The 13,919-nt window shown below is 71.8% G+C and carries 14 protein-coding genes; 6 read left to right on the top strand and 8 right to left on the bottom strand.

Features of this window, described 5'->3' with window-relative positions:
• Window positions 1-4 precede the first annotated feature (4 nt).
• The 3 genes from GUI43_RS02455 to GUI43_RS02445 all read right to left on the bottom strand — a co-directional run bounded on the left by GUI43_RS02455 (window position 5) and on the right by GUI43_RS02445 (window position 5,690).
• On the bottom strand, window positions 5-865 hold the full coding sequence (locus GUI43_RS02455) for an oxygenase MpaB family protein (protein ID WP_112697860.1): 861 nt from the start codon (window positions 863-865) through the stop codon (window positions 5-7).
• Window positions 862-1,542: a haloacid dehalogenase-like hydrolase gene (locus GUI43_RS02450; RefSeq protein ID WP_112697858.1), complete on the bottom strand. Its 681-nt coding sequence runs from the start codon at window positions 1,540-1,542 to the stop codon at window positions 862-864. Before GUI43_RS02450 ends, GUI43_RS02455 begins: the two co-directional genes overlap by 4 nt.
• A 65-nt stretch (window positions 1,543-1,607) precedes the next feature.
• Window positions 1,608-5,690, bottom strand: coding sequence for a tetratricopeptide repeat protein (locus tag GUI43_RS02445; protein ID WP_112697856.1), 4,083 nt, complete (start codon window positions 5,688-5,690; stop codon window positions 1,608-1,610).
• A gap of 62 nt (window positions 5,691-5,752) precedes the next feature.
• Between GUI43_RS02445 and GUI43_RS33675 the strand changes: the two genes are divergently transcribed.
• The gene (locus GUI43_RS33675) at window positions 5,753-5,914 is read left to right on the top strand and encodes a hypothetical protein (protein ID WP_167457683.1); all 162 of its coding nucleotides are present in this window, start codon (window positions 5,753-5,755) and stop codon (window positions 5,912-5,914) included.
• Window positions 5,911-6,549, top strand: coding sequence for a hypothetical protein (locus tag GUI43_RS02440; RefSeq protein WP_112584417.1), 639 nt, complete (start codon window positions 5,911-5,913; stop codon window positions 6,547-6,549). The genes GUI43_RS33675 and GUI43_RS02440 overlap by 4 nt, the downstream gene beginning before the upstream one ends.
• Before the next feature lie 51 nt (window positions 6,550-6,600).
• Here GUI43_RS02440 and GUI43_RS02435 read toward each other — a convergent pair whose 3' ends face one another.
• Window positions 6,601-7,647, bottom strand: a complete 1,047-nt coding sequence (locus tag GUI43_RS02435; protein WP_112602633.1) for an SMP-30/gluconolactonase/LRE family protein — start codon at window positions 7,645-7,647, stop codon at window positions 6,601-6,603.
• Between the two features lie 283 nt (window positions 7,648-7,930).
• Here GUI43_RS02435 and GUI43_RS02430 point away from each other — a divergent pair, with 283 nt between their 5' ends.
• From GUI43_RS02430 to GUI43_RS02420, 3 genes are all read left to right on the top strand, one after another.
• Entirely contained in the window at window positions 7,931-9,109 is a 1,179-nt protein-coding gene (locus GUI43_RS02430) for a MalY/PatB family protein (protein ID WP_112697854.1), read from the top strand.
• A 106-nt stretch (window positions 9,110-9,215) separates the two neighbouring features.
• The gene (locus GUI43_RS02425; RefSeq protein ID WP_091407022.1) at window positions 9,216-9,731 is read left to right on the top strand and encodes a SigE family RNA polymerase sigma factor; all 516 of its coding nucleotides are present in this window, start codon (window positions 9,216-9,218) and stop codon (window positions 9,729-9,731) included.
• Window positions 9,728-10,900, top strand: a complete 1,173-nt coding sequence (locus tag GUI43_RS02420; RefSeq protein ID WP_112697852.1) for a hypothetical protein — start codon at window positions 9,728-9,730, stop codon at window positions 10,898-10,900. Before GUI43_RS02425 ends, GUI43_RS02420 begins: the two co-directional genes overlap by 4 nt.
• Before the next feature lie 5 nt (window positions 10,901-10,905).
• Here GUI43_RS02420 and GUI43_RS02415 read toward each other — a convergent pair whose 3' ends face one another.
• Complete coding sequence (locus tag GUI43_RS02415; protein ID WP_112602627.1) at window positions 10,906-11,304, bottom strand: hypothetical protein; 399 nt, start codon at window positions 11,302-11,304, stop codon at window positions 10,906-10,908.
• Between the two features lie 174 nt (window positions 11,305-11,478).
• Entirely contained in the window at window positions 11,479-12,204 is a 726-nt protein-coding gene (locus GUI43_RS02410; protein ID WP_112697850.1) for a TetR/AcrR family transcriptional regulator C-terminal domain-containing protein, read from the bottom strand.
• 96 nt (window positions 12,205-12,300) lie between these two features.
• Between GUI43_RS02410 and GUI43_RS02405 the strand changes: the two genes are divergently transcribed.
• Window positions 12,301-12,531 carry a hypothetical protein gene (locus GUI43_RS02405; protein WP_112584423.1) on the top strand — a complete coding sequence of 77 codons (231 nt, stop codon included), beginning with the start codon at window positions 12,301-12,303 and terminating at the stop codon, window positions 12,529-12,531.
• Between the two features lie 7 nt (window positions 12,532-12,538).
• On the opposite strand, the gene GUI43_RS02400 is transcribed toward GUI43_RS02405, so the two are convergent.
• Together GUI43_RS02400 and GUI43_RS02395 are read right to left on the bottom strand one after the other, a co-directional pair.
• Window positions 12,539-13,414, bottom strand: a complete 876-nt coding sequence (locus GUI43_RS02400) for an alpha/beta fold hydrolase (protein ID WP_208646695.1) — start codon at window positions 13,412-13,414, stop codon at window positions 12,539-12,541.
• Between the two features lie 104 nt (window positions 13,415-13,518).
• Window positions 13,519-13,863 carry a DUF1330 domain-containing protein gene (locus tag GUI43_RS02395; protein WP_112584424.1) on the bottom strand — a complete coding sequence of 115 codons (345 nt, stop codon included), beginning with the start codon at window positions 13,861-13,863 and terminating at the stop codon, window positions 13,519-13,521.
• Between the last annotated feature and the right edge of the window lie 56 nt (window positions 13,864-13,919).

The raw sequence follows: 13,919 nt of genomic DNA, 5'->3' as shown, positions 1-13,919 counted from the left end.
CGCGCTACTCCCGCACGCCGTCCTGGTGGGGGCCGAGCTGGCTGATCTCGTACCCGTCGGGGTAGCTCTTGGTCTTGATCCCATCGGCGAACAAAGCGGTCGTCCGTGGTGCCCCGAACCACCGCTGCAACCGTGAGCGCGTCCGCAGGGCCAGGTGCAACCCCGCCCGGACCGGCCAGGCCGGCGTGTCGACCCGCGTTGCGCGCCGCAGCGGCGCGTCGTACAGGGCGCCGACCAGCGCGTTTCCCAGTGGAGCGAGCATCCGGGGGATCCGGGTGAGCATCAGCATGCGGGTGGCGCGTTCGATGGCCGCCGCGTCGTCGTTGGGTTGCAGGTGACCTGCGTCGTACGCGTCGAACCAGGTCTCGAACTCGTCGTAGGACCCGGGGATGTCGGTGATGCCCATTCGTCGGCCGAGCTCCCGGTAGAACAGGTATGTGGCGTGACGTTCATGGCAGCAGGGTGGGCGCCAGCCGTACTCCTGCAACCACCGGGTGGGGATCACGACCAGGCAGCCGAGGACGTAGCGGAAGTCGTCGTTGCTGATGTCGTACGGGCGGTGGATCTGGTTGACGCGCCGCAACGCCTCGCGGCCCCGAGGCTGGTCGAAGCCGTTGAGCACCATCTCGTACATCAGCAGTCCGGTGTCGTCGATCCGCTTCTGGGTGCGTTCGGTCAGCTCGCCAGTGGCGGTGTGCACGGTGGCGATCGCGGGGATGGAGAACGAGCGGTTGAAGGCGAGGTTGAGCCCGAGCTTCATGTCCCACGCAAACTCGTAGCGCAGCATGGTCTGGTAGATGGCCAGGTAGTCGCGTTCCGGGTCGAGAGCACGGGTGCGGGTCAGGTTGTCGTAGCGGCCTCTCATCGGCGGACCTCCGGGCCCTGGCCACCCAACCAGGTGACGGTGGTGAGCCGGGCGCCGAGTAACCGGCGTGCCCGGGCGACCTGACGCGCGTTCGCGTTGACCAGCACGGGCTGCTCGGCGGAGCCGAGGATGGGCAGATCCGACAGCGAGTCGCTGTAGGCCACCCGCCACGGTGGCGTCACCCCCTGGCCGGCGAGCTGCGCCATCTTGGTCGCCCCGTGGTTGTGCACGATCAGCCTCGGCCCGCGAATGCGCGAGGCCACGAGCTCGACCCCGGCGAGGCCGATCGCGTCGAGCACCGCGCGCGCCAGGGTGTGCTCGCACGCGGTCACCACGATGACCCGGTCGCCGGCGGCGAGGTGGGTGCGGATCATCCGTAGACCGGGCGCGATGATCCGGCCTGGTTCCGCACCGAGGTCGGCGCCGAAGCGTGCCAACTCCGCCCGCAACTCCTCCGCGTTCCGGCCCAACAGGCCGATTCGGCTCACCCACCGGGCCGCCCACGGACGGAAGGCGGGAACGGTGGCGATGGGCGCGAGGAAAACGAGCGCGGCGGCGGCGAGCGGGAGCCGAGCACCCGCGAAAGCAGTGCGTCGCAGGAACAGCCCGAAAGCGTCCCCGCGCAGCAGTACACCGTCGAAATCGACGATCACGGTGTCTGCGGTCGACGCACTCATCGGTCTACCGACAGTGGTGCCACGGGCGGTTCGCCATGAGCCGAGTGTACGGGTGGCCGGGTGGGTCAGGGCGGCTCGGCCGTGGTCGGTAGCACCGCGATCAGGTTGAGCACCTCGACGGCGCCGGCCGGACCGAAGGCGTCGGTGAGGATGGCGGTGAACGCCTGGTCGCCGAGCCGGGCCCGCAGTTCGCGCAGCGCGTTGAGGTCGAGCGCCGCGTTCGTCGACCCGATCTGCCGGTCGATGCTCAGGGCCTCGACGATCAGCGGGATGCCCTGCGCCGGGTGGCCCTGTTCGACGCGTAGCTGCCCGATCGCCACCTGGTCCAGCGCCACCTCCTCCCAGTTGCCCTGCTCGCGGTCGATTCGCAGGCAGGTCCGGTAGCACCGTTCGGCCAGGGCCTGGTCGCCGCGCAGGCCGGCCACCCGGCCGAGGTGGAAGGTGCTGTTGGAGACGCCCGACAGGTTCCCGAGCCGCTTCTTGATCGCGATGGAGCGGCGGTAGAACCCATCCGCGCCGGCGAGGTTCTCCTGCTCCTCGCAGACCCGGCCGAGCTGGTGCAGGACGATGGCCTGGTTGGTTTCGTGGCGCAGCACGCGGTAGACCTCCAGCGCCTGCTCGTACCGGGAACGGGCCTCGGCCAGCCGGCGGGTCTCCAGGGCCGCCCCGCCGAGATCCTCGTGGCACTTGGCGACTCCCGCCCGGTAGCCGGCGGCGGCGCAGATCGGCAACGCCCGCAGCAGGCACATCCGGGCGGTGCCGAACTCACCCGCCTGGGCTGCGGCGATGGCGAGCAGGACGTACCCACTGCCGAGCGGCGTCGGGTGCGAGACGTCGAACCGGAACCGCAGGTACGCCTGGACCCACTCGGCCCGCTGCGCCGCCTGCCGCCGGTCGAGGTGCCGGGCCAGCAGGGCGGAGAAGGCTTGCGCGCCCAGTTCTAGGCGCTGCACGGCCAGCCATTCCACTGCCGCCTGGAGCGGCGGCTCGTCGTCCCCGCCGATCGCGTTCAGGGTGTGCGGCACCGCCTCGGCAGCCCGGCCGAGGACGGTGCGGACGCCGCCGAGCAGTTCGTCGCAGCGGCGCAGCAGCCGATCCTCGCCGAGGGCAGCGACGATCGTCCGGGCGCGGGCGAAGCAGCTCTCGGCGAATTCGAGGTCGTCGAGGTCGCGGGAGAGGTGACCGAGCAGCAGCGAGCACTCCGCGATGTGACCGTTGCTGCCGACCTCCTCGAAGATTTTCAGGGCGGCGCGGACCCGCTCCTCGGCGGTTTCGTACGCGAACTGGGCGAGGGCGATCCGCCCGAGCATCACCAGCCCGCTGCCCTGCTGGACCCGGACGCCCAACCGTCCGTAGGTGGTGATCGCCACCTGGATGCACTGCTCCGCCTTCACGAGGTCCCGGGCCTCGAAGGCGAGTACACCGATCTGGTGGTGGCTCGCCGCGATCCCCTCCAGGTCGTCGAGTTCCCGGGCGATCGCCAGCTCCTGGAGGTAACGCGACATGGCCAGCTCGGCGTCACCGTTGCCGCGGGCGATGCCGGCAAGCTGGTGCAGGGTCCGGGAGACGGCCCCGCGGTCGTCGAGCCCGCTCAGGATCGCCAATGCCTCCTGGAACAGCCGGTCCGCGGTCGCCCGGTCACCCCGGTTGTCGGCGACCAGGCCCAACTGGTGCAGGAGCTTGCCGACCCCGCTGTCGTCGCCGAGATCCCGGTAGACGGCCAGCGCCGCCTCGTAGCGCGCCGTGGCCTGCGGGTACTCGCCCCGGCTGAGGTGCACGTCGCCGAGTCCCTTCAGGAAGCTCGCCCCGCGCGCCGAGCCCGGGGGCGCCATCGGCAGTAGCTCCCGCCAGATCTTCTCCTCCCAGGCCCAGTGCCCGGCCGCGTGCAACTCCTGGCAGGCCAGCTCGGAGTAGGTGACGACCTCGTCGGTGTCACCCGCGGCCAGGTGGTGGTACCGCGCCTCGACGGCCCGGCGGATGAAGTCGTGCTGGTCGGTGCTGGACCGGGTCCGCCAGCCCCAGTAACGGCCCGACCGGCGGTGCGCGTCGACCACCGCGTCGCGGCCGGCGATCCGCAGCAGGCTCGCCGCCGTCCACCGGTGCACCAGGTGGCCCCCGGTCACCGGGGCGAGCAGCCCCAGCTGTGACAGTGTCTCGACCGACTCGTCCAACCCCGCCGGTTCCGGCGGTGGGTCGTCGCCGTCCGCCGGGTCGGCGAGCTGCCAGGCGAGGCCGGCCCGGTCCACCGGGGTGCGGTACACCGCCGCACCGAGTAGCAACCGCCGGGCCGCCGGGACGGCCTCCAGGCGGGCGAGCAGCCGGGGCAGCAGCACATCCTCGGCGGCCAGCGCGCCGGCCTCGGCCAGCGGTGTGCCGGCCGCTGCCGGTCCGGCGTCCCGGCCACCGCCGGCCGCGACCAGTCGGCCGGCCACCTCGTCGGATCGGGCGTTGTCGCCGCGCAGCAGGCCGTCGAGGTATTCCAGTGCGCGTGGGTGGCCACCCAGCCGGTGCCACATCCGTTGCTGTTCGGCCGGCGGCAGTTGGCCCACGCCCGGCAGCCGCCAGAGCAGCTTGCGGGTCTCCTGCCAGGAGAGCGGACCGAGGTGACAGGTTTCGAGGCCGGCGACCGGGAACGGGTGTCGGCTGGTCACGACCAGTTCGTGGCGGGACGCCCAGGCGGCGAGGAACGCGGCCAGGTCCGTGTCGGCCAACCGGTGCTCGGCGTTCAGGGCGTCCTCGGCGTTGTCGAGGACGAGCAGTAGCGCCGGGTCGCCGGTGCCGATCGCGTCCAACCGTCGCCGCCAGTCCTGGCCCGGCTCGGCGAGGACGACGAGCCATCGCCGCAGCGGGTCGTCCGGGGCCGCTCCTGCGCATCGGCTCTCCACCTGGCGGCGCAGCTCGTCGAGGATCCCGTCGACGGTGGCGTCGCCGTGGGTCGCCACGACGATGCCGCCCGCGTCGCGGAACCGCCGCGCGAGTTCCGCGGCGAGACTGGTCTTGCCGATCCCGCCGATGCCGTGGACGAGCACCCGAAGCCTTCCCCGGGACAGCCGGCGCAGGATCTCCCGGCGGCCCACGAAGTCCGTGGGTGCGCCCACCACGCCGTCCCCGACGAGCGACTGGCCGGGCGGCGCGGCGACGGCAGCACCACCCCGTCCGCCGGCCAGCCGCAGCCCGGGATCGGCCAGGAACAGCGTCGGCATCCACCACTCGGCGGCGGTCGGGGCCAGCTCGCGGCGTACGGCGGAGACCTCCGCCAACAACTCCGGCTCGCTGCGGGCGGCCAACCGTTCGTAGAGCCGAGCGCAGAACTCGATGGTGTACCCGTCGCTGACCGTCCCGTTCATCGCCAACACCGCCGGCGCCCCGTGGGTCAGCAGCGCGCCGGCCAGCCCGGGCAGCTCCCGTTGATCCTGACGCGCGGTGGAGCAGCCGGCCAGCACGATCAACGGCACGGTCCGGCCGGGCGGCAGCACCTCGGCCAGGAACCGCGCGGCGTCCACGCGGTCCTCCGTGCCGGTGGGGGTCTCCAGCAGCAGCGCGCCGGGGCGCGCGTGACTGGAGACGTGCAGGACGTGGAACGGCTCCTCGGTGAGGGCGGCCCGGATCGCCGCGGCACTGCCCCACTCCAGGACGCGTACCCGTACCCCGTGCCGATGCCCCGGTTCCACCGCGCCGAGGATCCGCCCGAGTTCCCGCTCGTGGTCCAGCAGCGGCTGGGTCGAGTCGTCCGGGCTCGCGATCGCCGCGAGCATCCGCAGTGGGCCGTCCACCCGGACCGTGGGCGCCGGTGTGTCGGAGCCGGTCCGGCAGACGTCGACGTCGGGGTGCAGCGCCAGCGGCAGTTCCTCGCCGGGCAGCACCAGGGTCTCCCAGGGCAGGTCGGCCAGTGCCGGGCCGACGACCTCGATGCCGAGCCGGTGCCGGCCGGGGCGGGCCAGTTCGGCGCGCAGGGCCGCGCCGGGTGCGTCGAGGAAGCGGCGGCCGAGCGCGACGCCGACCTCGTACGACAGCTCCACCGAGGGGCCGCCGCGCAGCCGCCAGAGCAGGTCGGCGGTGCGTTGATCGGCTGGGCCCACCGGGTGTCGGCGCCGGTCGTCCCGGACGGCCAGGACCACGTCGGTCGCGCTGACTGTCAACCGGATCACGAAGGCCCCCTGCGGACGCCCCGACGCCGGGGTGGATTGCCGGACTGACCGATACTGTATCCATGGCTGACGATCCTGAGGAGCTTGCGCAAGTCAACGCCGTGCGGATCAACGACAGCGGCGAGCTGGAGTTCTTCGACGGCCAGCGCTGGGTTCCGTACACCGATCTGCCCGACGACGCCAACGGCCCGCTGGGTGTCGTCTTCCGCGACGACCCCCGATGACCGGGGAATCGCCGACGAGCGGCGCGGGGTTGGACGCGCTGCCGTCCCCGTTGGACTCGGTCGCGGACAGTCGGGCGGCGGCACGGTGGATCATCTCCTCGGCCGGCGCGGTGGGCGCGCTGCTGCTCGGCGGCGGCCCGCTGATCGCCGCCGGCAAGGTCACCGACTGGGCTCATGCGGTGTGGGCGGGCGGCGGTCTGCTGGTGACGCTGCTCGGCGTGGCCTGGGCGATCTGGCGGACCAGCGAGGTGCTCGTCCCGCCGATGACCACGCCGGCGACGCTCACCGGGCCGGAGCTGCGCGGCCTGCGCGAGCGGCTGGAGGCCGAGCCCTGGTACCACTTCGGCGGGTACGCCGGTGACGTCGACGGTCTGCTGCGTCATCGCCGGATCGCTGCGGAGATCACCCATCGCCTGTCGACGGCCCCGCCGCAGGAGCGGGACGCCCTCCGGGCAGGGCTCGCCACCGCGCGCCGCAACATCGCCCGGACCGACCCGTACCTGCGCTGGCTGCTCGCCACGGCCCACGCCTGGCAGGTCCGGGAGGCGTTGCGCCGGGCCCGCCGGCAGACCTTCCTGGCCGCCGCCCTGGTGGTCGTCGGGGCGGTGGTGTTCATCGCCGCGACCACCGGATAGCGCGCCGCCTCGTCGGGCTACGACGGAAGCGGCGCGCCATCCCGCCGTTGGTCAGTACGGATAGCCGGGGACGTTGAGTCGCACGCTGTACAGCCCGGAGTCGCCCCACCGGCCCGACGTGACGAAGAGGGTCTGCCGGTCGGGGCCCCCGAACGCCACGTTGGTCGTGCCGGAGTTGCCGGACCGGATCGTGCCGAGCTGGGTGCCCGCCGGGGAGTAGACGTGGACCAGGGAATCCCCGCCCGAGGTCCAGTACACGTTGCCGGCGCAGTCGATCGTGCCGCCGTCCGGGCCGCCGATGTAGTTCACGAAGACGCTGCGAGCGCCGATGCTGCCGTCGGGCTGGACCGCGTACTTGTAGATCTTGTTCTCGGAGTAGGCGCCCACGTACAGCGCGGTCCCGTCCGGCGAGAGCGAGATGCCGTTGGGTTGGCGCAACCGGTCGTCGACCAGCGACACCTGCCCGTTGGAGACGCGGAAGACGCTGGTACGCCCGCTCATCTGGTCTGGGCGGTTGCCGCGCTGGAAGTTGGGGTCGGTGAAGTAGACGACGCCGTCGGAACGGACCGCGACGTCGTTCGGCGAGTTGAACGCCCGGCCCTGGTAGTTCGGCGCGACGGTGCTGCGGGCCCGGTCGCTCAACCGGTACGCGGACACGCTGCGCTGGTCGTGGGTGGCCGCGACGAGCTGCTGGCCGTCGGCGCTGAGTGCCAGGCCGTTGCTGCCGGCGTCGGCGATGAACGTGTCGAAGCCGGCTGGCGGGGTGAACCGGCGGATCGTCGACGGCTGGACGTTGTACGGCCCGGTGCCGGCGGTCATGTCCGACATCAGCAGGTAGCCGCCGTCGGCGACCCAGACCGGCCCTTCGAGGAACGTGAACCCGCCCTGGATGCGCGGGGCCGTCATGGTGCTGGCCGGCAGCGGTGGACCGTAACTGGCCCCCGTCGGGCAGGCCCCGGGCGGTGCGCCGGGCGGACCGGCCAGCGCGGCGTGAGCGCTGACATGCGCAGCGTCGGCGGCAGCACCGGCGGGCAACGGCGTGGCGCTGACCGCCAGGCACAGGCCGGCCAGTGCGGCAATGGTGGGACGCCAGGTCATCGAATACTCCAATCGGCGTCGAGGGTTGCGATGGCCGGCGTGCGAGGTCGGTGGCTGGCACGGCGTGAGGGCGGGCCGTCGATGTGGATATTCGGGAGCCTAGGTTATGAACCAGCAACCCGCAGCAATGTTTCGCCGTTGATTCCGAGCGGTACGACGATCCCAAACACAAAGACACTGGTCAATGCCAAAACCGTCTCCGGAAATCCTTCCGATACGACCACAGTGGACACATCAGTGGTTACCCGAGGCGTCGGCCGGAGGCAGGGAATAGGGTGGGGACATGAGTGGCCTGCTCAGTGGTGCGCGAACCGCTGTCAATCCCCTCCGCCAGCTCACGATCCACCAGCTCCGGCAGCGGACGAGCCTCAAGTGGCGGGAGTACCCCGACGACGTGCTGCCGCTCTGGGTGGCGGAGATGGACGTGCCCCTGGCCGAGCCGGTCGCACTGGCGATCACCGACGCCGTCGCGCGCGGCGACACCGGCTACACCGCCGGAACGGCGTACCCACAGGCGGTGGCCGAGTTCGCTGCACGGCGGTGGGGCTGGGACGGGCTGGCCGTGGAGCGCACCGCGCTCGTGCCCGACGTCATGCACGGCGTCGTCGAGGCGCTGCGACTGGTCACCGACCCGGGAGACGCGGTGGTCGTCAACTGCCCGGTCTACCCGCCGTTCTATGAGTCAGTGGCGCACGCGGAGCGCCGGATCGTGGAGGCACCGCTCGGCGAGGACCTGCGGATCGACCTCGACGCGCTGGGGGACGCGTTCCGGCGGGCTCGCGCCGGTGGCCGGCCGGCCGCGTACCTGCTCTGCAGCCCGCACAACCCGACCGGCGTCATGCACAGCGCGGCCGAGTTGACCGCCGTCGCCGAACTGGCCCAGCGGCACGGGGTGCGGGTGGTCGCCGACGAGATCCACGCTCCCGTGGTGGCTGGGGGAGCGCGATTCGTGCCGTACCTCTCGGTGCCCGGCGCGGAGAACGGCCTGTCGCTGATGTCCGCCTCCAAGGGCTGGAACCTGGCCGGCCTGCGCGGCGGGCTCCTGGTCGCCGGCCCGGCCGCGGCCGGGGACCTCGCCCGTGTCCCGTTCGGGGTCAGCGTCGGCACCAGCCACCTCGGCGTGATCGCCCACACCGCTGCCTTCCGCGACGGCGGCGAGTGGCTCGACGCAGTGTTGACCGGCCTGGACGACAACCGTCGGCTCCTGACCGCGCTGCTCGCCGAGCACCTGCCGGCCGTCCGCTACCAGCCCGGTCAGGCCACCTATCTGGCCTGGCTGGACTGCCGCGCCCTGGGCCTCGGCGACGACCCGGCCAGCGTGTTCCTCGACCGTGGCCGGGTGGCGCTGAACTCCGGACTGGCGTTCGGCACCGGCGGTGTGGGGCATGTCCGATTGAACCTGGCCACCGCGCCGGAGCTCATCATCGAGGCGGTACACCGGATGGCCAGCGCCGTCGGCTGAGACCGTGGCGCGCGGCGGCCGGGCGGTAGGGCTTCCGAGCGTTCTTCGACGGGACGCAACCTGATGATGGTCCGGTCCCGTCGAGCTTGCGGAGGAGGGAGCCTCGATGGTGGATGCCGAGGGTGAGTTCGTGGAGTACGTCTCCGCGCGACTGCCGAGCCTGCATCGGACCGCGTTCCTGATGTGCGGCGACGCCCATCTGGCCGATGACGTGGTGCAGCAGACTGTCACGGCGCTCTACGTGAACTGGCGCCGGGTCAGCCGGGCCGACAACGTCGACGCGTACGTACACCGGATGCTGGTGCACAAGCTCGTCGATGAGAAGCGGTTGAGCTGGGCGAAGGTTCGCCTGCTGGGGTCGGTGCCGGAGCCGGAGCGCTCGCCGGTGACGCCGCACGACGACCTGGCCGAGCGGGACAGCCTGCTCGCGGCGCTCGCCCGCCTCCCACGTGGCCAGCGCACCGTGCTGGTCCTGCGGTTCCTGTGCGACCTGTCGCTGAGCGACACGGCCGCAGCGATGGGCTGCTCCGAAGGCAACGTGAAGTCGCAGACGGCTCGGGCGCTGGCGGCCGTCCGCCAGGTGCTCGACGTCACCGAGATGTCAGTGAGGAGCCCGAGATGACCACGGTGGACGATCAGCGGATCGCCGAGCTGCTGCGCTCGGTGCCGGTACCGGAGCCGCGGGTCGACCTGAGCCGGGCGGTCCGCGACGGTCGGCGGCGCCGCCAGCGTCGCCGAGTCGGCGGAATCGCCGCGCTGACGGTGCTGGCCGGGGTCGGTGTCGTGGGTGCCGTCCAGGTCGGCGGGACCACCAGCCCGCCAGTTCCCAACACGCCGGCGATCGCCGTGTCACCGGCGGTGACCGGGTCGGCCGCCCCGCGCCCGACGGTCACCTGCCAGGCGTCGTGGTTGCCGCAGCCGGTCGGCGGTCCGGTCGCGGTGGCCAGCGGGGTCGATCCCACCGGACGGCACATCGTCGGCGACATCGGCACTGGGCGGGAGGACGGACGGGTCGTGCTGTGGACCGACGGCCGGCCGGTCGTCCTGCCGGCGACCGCGCGGCACGCGGCAGCGGTCAACACCCGTGGCTATGTGGTCGGCACCAACGGCGACGGCACCGGCTGGCTGTACCGGGACGGGAAGCTGCGTGTCCTGGCCACCCCGCCCGGCTACGACGCGGTGCTCGTGCACGCCGTCAACGGTCGGGGCGACATCGTCGGCACCGCCCGCAAATCCGACGACTCGCACCAGGCCGTGCTGTGGTCGACGGACCACCCCCAGAAGTACCGGCTGATCGGCCAGCGGGGGTCGTCCGCGACCGGGATCACCGAGGACGGCACGATCGTCGGCACCGTGGGCGATCGGCCCTACCGGTGGACGCCGCGGGGCGTCGGGGCGGCGCTGGCAGTGCCCGACGGCTACCCGCGGGCGTCGGTCGACTCGGCGCGGGGCGAATGGGCGATCGGCATGGTTCCCGGCGGCCGACGGAGCGGCGCCGTGCAGATGCTGCCGGTGCGGTGGAATCTCGCCACCGGAGCGGTGAGCCTGCTGCCCTTCCCGGGGGCGAGCGGCATCGCCGGCAATGGCGATGTGCTGGTCGTCGACGGTGCGCCGCTGGTCGTGGCCCCGGACGGCACCTCCCGCCGGTTGCCGGGCCAACCCGAGGTCCGGGTGACCGAGGCGGGCACGTACACGGCAGAGGGAATCAGCGACGACGGTCTGACGGTGGTCGGGGCCGTCTACGAGAACCAGGCGTATCGGCCGCTGGTGTGGCGGTGCAACCGGCAGTGACCGGGTCACGTGATGGTGGACGGTCGCGGCGCCCAGGTGCCCGCGGCGCTGGCGATCAGGAGTATCACCGCTGGTAGGAACGCGACACCGATGCCCAACCCGAGCAGCAGCCCCCAGCCGGTGAGGACGAGCGCGGCCACCACATCGGCGACGACTGCCAGTCGACCGATCCGCTGCGCGAGAACGGGCAGCAGTGCCGCGACAACGGGAACGCCGAGCAGATAGCTGGCCGCGGTGCCCGAGTCGTCCACGGTGAAGGGAGCCAGCACGGCGGCCACCAGCGCGGTGATCGCCAGGGCCGACCATCTGAGCACCGACCGGGTGTTGGTCGGCTTGCGGACCAGGACCACGAGACCGACGAGCAGGACACCCACGATTGCGCTGACGGCCGCCAGACCAGTCATCTCGTTCTCCTCGACCGCTGCGGGAGGAACTTCATCGAAGACGGCGGATCGTCGCCTCCGTGTCCCACGATACGGCTGGTCGGGCCATCTGCACGAGGTCCCAGCCTCTTCCTCGTTCCGGACGGTGCGGGATTGGCGACGCCTGGTGGCACCGGTACCGATGGGGCTCGCTCGCTAGCCTCGGGCCGCCGTGCGGAGAATGCCGTTGAGGCCCTCCTCGAACAGCAGGTCGTCGTCCCATCGGGTGTCGTCGAGGTGGCCGGAGGCGTCGAGGGTCGGATAGGCGTTGGCGCTCGCCACGATATGGGCGCGGGCCGCGGCCCTGGTTTCCGGCTCCGTGGTCCGTCGCCAGGTGGCTTCGGTGAGCGAGGCGCCGATGACGTAGTTGGCCAGCAGGCGCGTCGCCACCGCGAGGTGCAGTCCGCTACAGCCGCCGCGTACCAGCGCCGATTGCAGAAACTCGGTGCGGGCCAGCACGTTCGGACCGAGCATGGGGCGGCCGACGAGCCCTGCGGCCCAGGGATGATCCAGCATGGCGCGGCGCCAGGCGCGAGCGAGGACGCGGATGTCCTCCAGCCAGCTCTCGCTCGTGTCCGGAACGGGCACTTCGCCGAAGATCCGGTCGACGGCCAGGTCCAGGACGTCGTCCTTCGTCCTCACGTGCCAGTACAACGCGGTCGCCGTGACGTCGAGCCGCTGCGCGAGACAGCGCATCGTCAGGCCCTCGGCGCTGAGCTCGTCCAGCACGATCACGGCAGCGTCCACGATTCGATCGAGGGTCAAAGGTGGCTTCCGCCGCGCCCGCGACGGCGCCGCGCGCAGCCATACCGGCGGCGCGGCGTGATTGTCCGGTCGCGCCGTCGAGGGTGAGGTGGACATGCCGGGCTCGACGGGGGTCATGGAGGCATCCTAAACAGATGGACAGGCAATTTAACGACGGTAAGGTGATTGTCCGTAGGGAAGTTGGGGTGACGGTTGGCGCAAGGAGGTCCCGGCATGCCTCTCCTGCGAATCCATCTCGACACCGACCGGACCACTGCCCGTCGCGTGCTGCAACTGCACCAGGAGGGCAGGATCCATCACGAGTCGCGGGAGGCCGCCCGGGAGCAGGCGTGGCGTCAGGGCCGCACCCCGGCCGGTGATCCGGTCTTCGTCGGCATCACCAACGGCCGTCGCGACGTGCAGTTGCTCTACGACGTCGAGGTCTACACCGACGCAACCCGTTGAGCAGGGGTCAGCCCGCGTCCAGTACCTCCCGCAGTCGCGCGGCGAACTCCTCGGGCTTGCCCGCGTAGCCGAACTCGCCGCCGAGGAACCCGCCGTGGTGGCTCGGGAACACCACGGCCTCCTGGCCGAGCAGCGCCGCGAGGCCCAGGGCGGTGCGAGCGGTGTACGTGCCGGCCGACTCCTCGCCGACCGCGACCACGATCCGGGTGGACGCGGCGTTGAGCACGCTCGCGTCGGGACGGTAGTCGGTGATCGCCCACGAGTTCTGCGACAGCAGCGGATCGTCGCGGCTGCCGTCGTCGTCGGCGGCCATGCCGAACATTGCCGGGTCGGGGGTGGGCTGGGCGAAGTAGGCATCGGTGAACTCGCCCTGCCAGGACGTCATGGCGATGAACGCGGCCATTCCCGCCCCCGAGCCCTTCGCCTGGTACGCCTCATAGAAGCCGGCTCGGGCGCGCTCGGCTGCCGTGGCGTCGGGGAGCACGGCGTTGATCGGCGGTTCGTGCGCCACCAGGGTGGCGACGTCGTCGGGGTGGGTGGCGACCAGTTCGAGTGCGGTCACCGCGCCACCGCTGCTGGCGAAGACGTCGACCGGACCGACCTCGAGCGCCTGAATGAGCGCGTGCAGGTCTGCGGCCTGCTGCTGCGGCGTGTGGTCGGACCGACCGTCCTTGCGGACGCTGCGGCCCAGACCACGCGGGTCGTAGGTGAGGACCGTGCGGTCCGTGAAGTGCGGGGCGAGCGCGGTGAAGCCTTCCGCCGCCATCGGCTGGCCGATCATGAGTAGCGCGCGATGGGCGCCAGTGGGAGGTAGCGGGCCGCGGACGTCGTAGACCAGGTCGACGCCGGGAATGACCAGGGTGTGCGTCTGGATGTCCTGCATCCGATGAGACTACGGCCGGCTGACTGTGTCAGGGTGCCGTGCGGGCGGCGAGCCATCGGTTCTTCGGGACGGCGCTCGTGCCCTGGCGGGGAGCAGGTCAGGTGCTACCGATCGGTGGCGCGGCGAATGGCCGCGGCCATCTGCGACGAGTCGTGCCCGGACTCGACTCCGTCGACGAGAATCACCTCGCCGGTGAGGTGCCTCGTCCGCAAGGGCTTGATCTCCTGATAATCGCTGGACTGGTACCAGGAGCGGGCCTGCTGCAGGTCGGGAAACTCAATGACGATCACGTCGCCGGGCCAGTCGCCCTCCAGGACGTCGATGGCACCGCCGTGGACGATGAACCGGCCCGCGAAAGGCGCGAGGGTGGCGTCGATTCGCTCCAGGTACGTCAGCACCTCGGCGTGGACGGGTGCCTTGCGGAGGTGTGCGAGCGCGTACGCGGTCATGATTGTCCGTCCTTCGCGTCTGGTTTTCTGACGTGGGTCGCGGTGGGTGCCGCCGC

It is taken from the genome of Micromonospora noduli (genome assembly GCF_003264365.1).
GTDB lineage: Bacteria > Actinomycetota > Actinomycetes > Mycobacteriales > Micromonosporaceae > Micromonospora > Micromonospora noduli.
This window is presented reverse-complemented; position numbering and strand designations above follow the sequence as displayed.

What these genes read in the sequence shown, in the direction of transcription:
- GUI43_RS02455 (WP_112697860.1), bottom strand. Translation starts at nt 865, where the DNA reads ATGAGAGGCCGCTACGACAACCTGACCCGCACCCGTGCTCTCGACCCG.
- GUI43_RS02450 (WP_112697858.1), bottom strand. Translation starts at nt 1,542, where the DNA reads ATGAGTGCGTCGACCGCAGACACCGTGATCGTCGATTTCGACGGTGTA.
- GUI43_RS33675 (WP_167457683.1), top strand. Translation starts at nt 5,753, where the DNA reads ATGGCTGACGATCCTGAGGAGCTTGCGCAAGTCAACGCCGTGCGGATC.
- GUI43_RS02440 (WP_112584417.1), top strand. Translation starts at nt 5,911, where the DNA reads ATGACCGGGGAATCGCCGACGAGCGGCGCGGGGTTGGACGCGCTGCCG.
- GUI43_RS02435 (WP_112602633.1), bottom strand. Translation starts at nt 7,647, where the DNA reads ATGACCTGGCGTCCCACCATTGCCGCACTGGCCGGCCTGTGCCTGGCG.
- GUI43_RS02430 (WP_112697854.1), top strand. Translation starts at nt 7,931, where the DNA reads ATGAGTGGCCTGCTCAGTGGTGCGCGAACCGCTGTCAATCCCCTCCGC.
- GUI43_RS02425 (WP_091407022.1), top strand. Translation starts at nt 9,216, where the DNA reads ATGGTGGATGCCGAGGGTGAGTTCGTGGAGTACGTCTCCGCGCGACTG.
- GUI43_RS02420 (WP_112697852.1), top strand. Translation starts at nt 9,728, where the DNA reads ATGACCACGGTGGACGATCAGCGGATCGCCGAGCTGCTGCGCTCGGTG.
- GUI43_RS02415 (WP_112602627.1), bottom strand. Translation starts at nt 11,304, where the DNA reads ATGACTGGTCTGGCGGCCGTCAGCGCAATCGTGGGTGTCCTGCTCGTC.
- GUI43_RS02410 (WP_112697850.1), bottom strand. Translation starts at nt 12,204, where the DNA reads ATGACCCCCGTCGAGCCCGGCATGTCCACCTCACCCTCGACGGCGCGA.
- GUI43_RS02405 (WP_112584423.1), top strand. Translation starts at nt 12,301, where the DNA reads ATGCCTCTCCTGCGAATCCATCTCGACACCGACCGGACCACTGCCCGT.
- GUI43_RS02400 (WP_208646695.1), bottom strand. Translation starts at nt 13,414, where the DNA reads ATGCAGGACATCCAGACGCACACCCTGGTCATTCCCGGCGTCGACCTG.
- GUI43_RS02395 (WP_112584424.1), bottom strand. Translation starts at nt 13,863, where the DNA reads ATGACCGCGTACGCGCTCGCACACCTCCGCAAGGCACCCGTCCACGCC.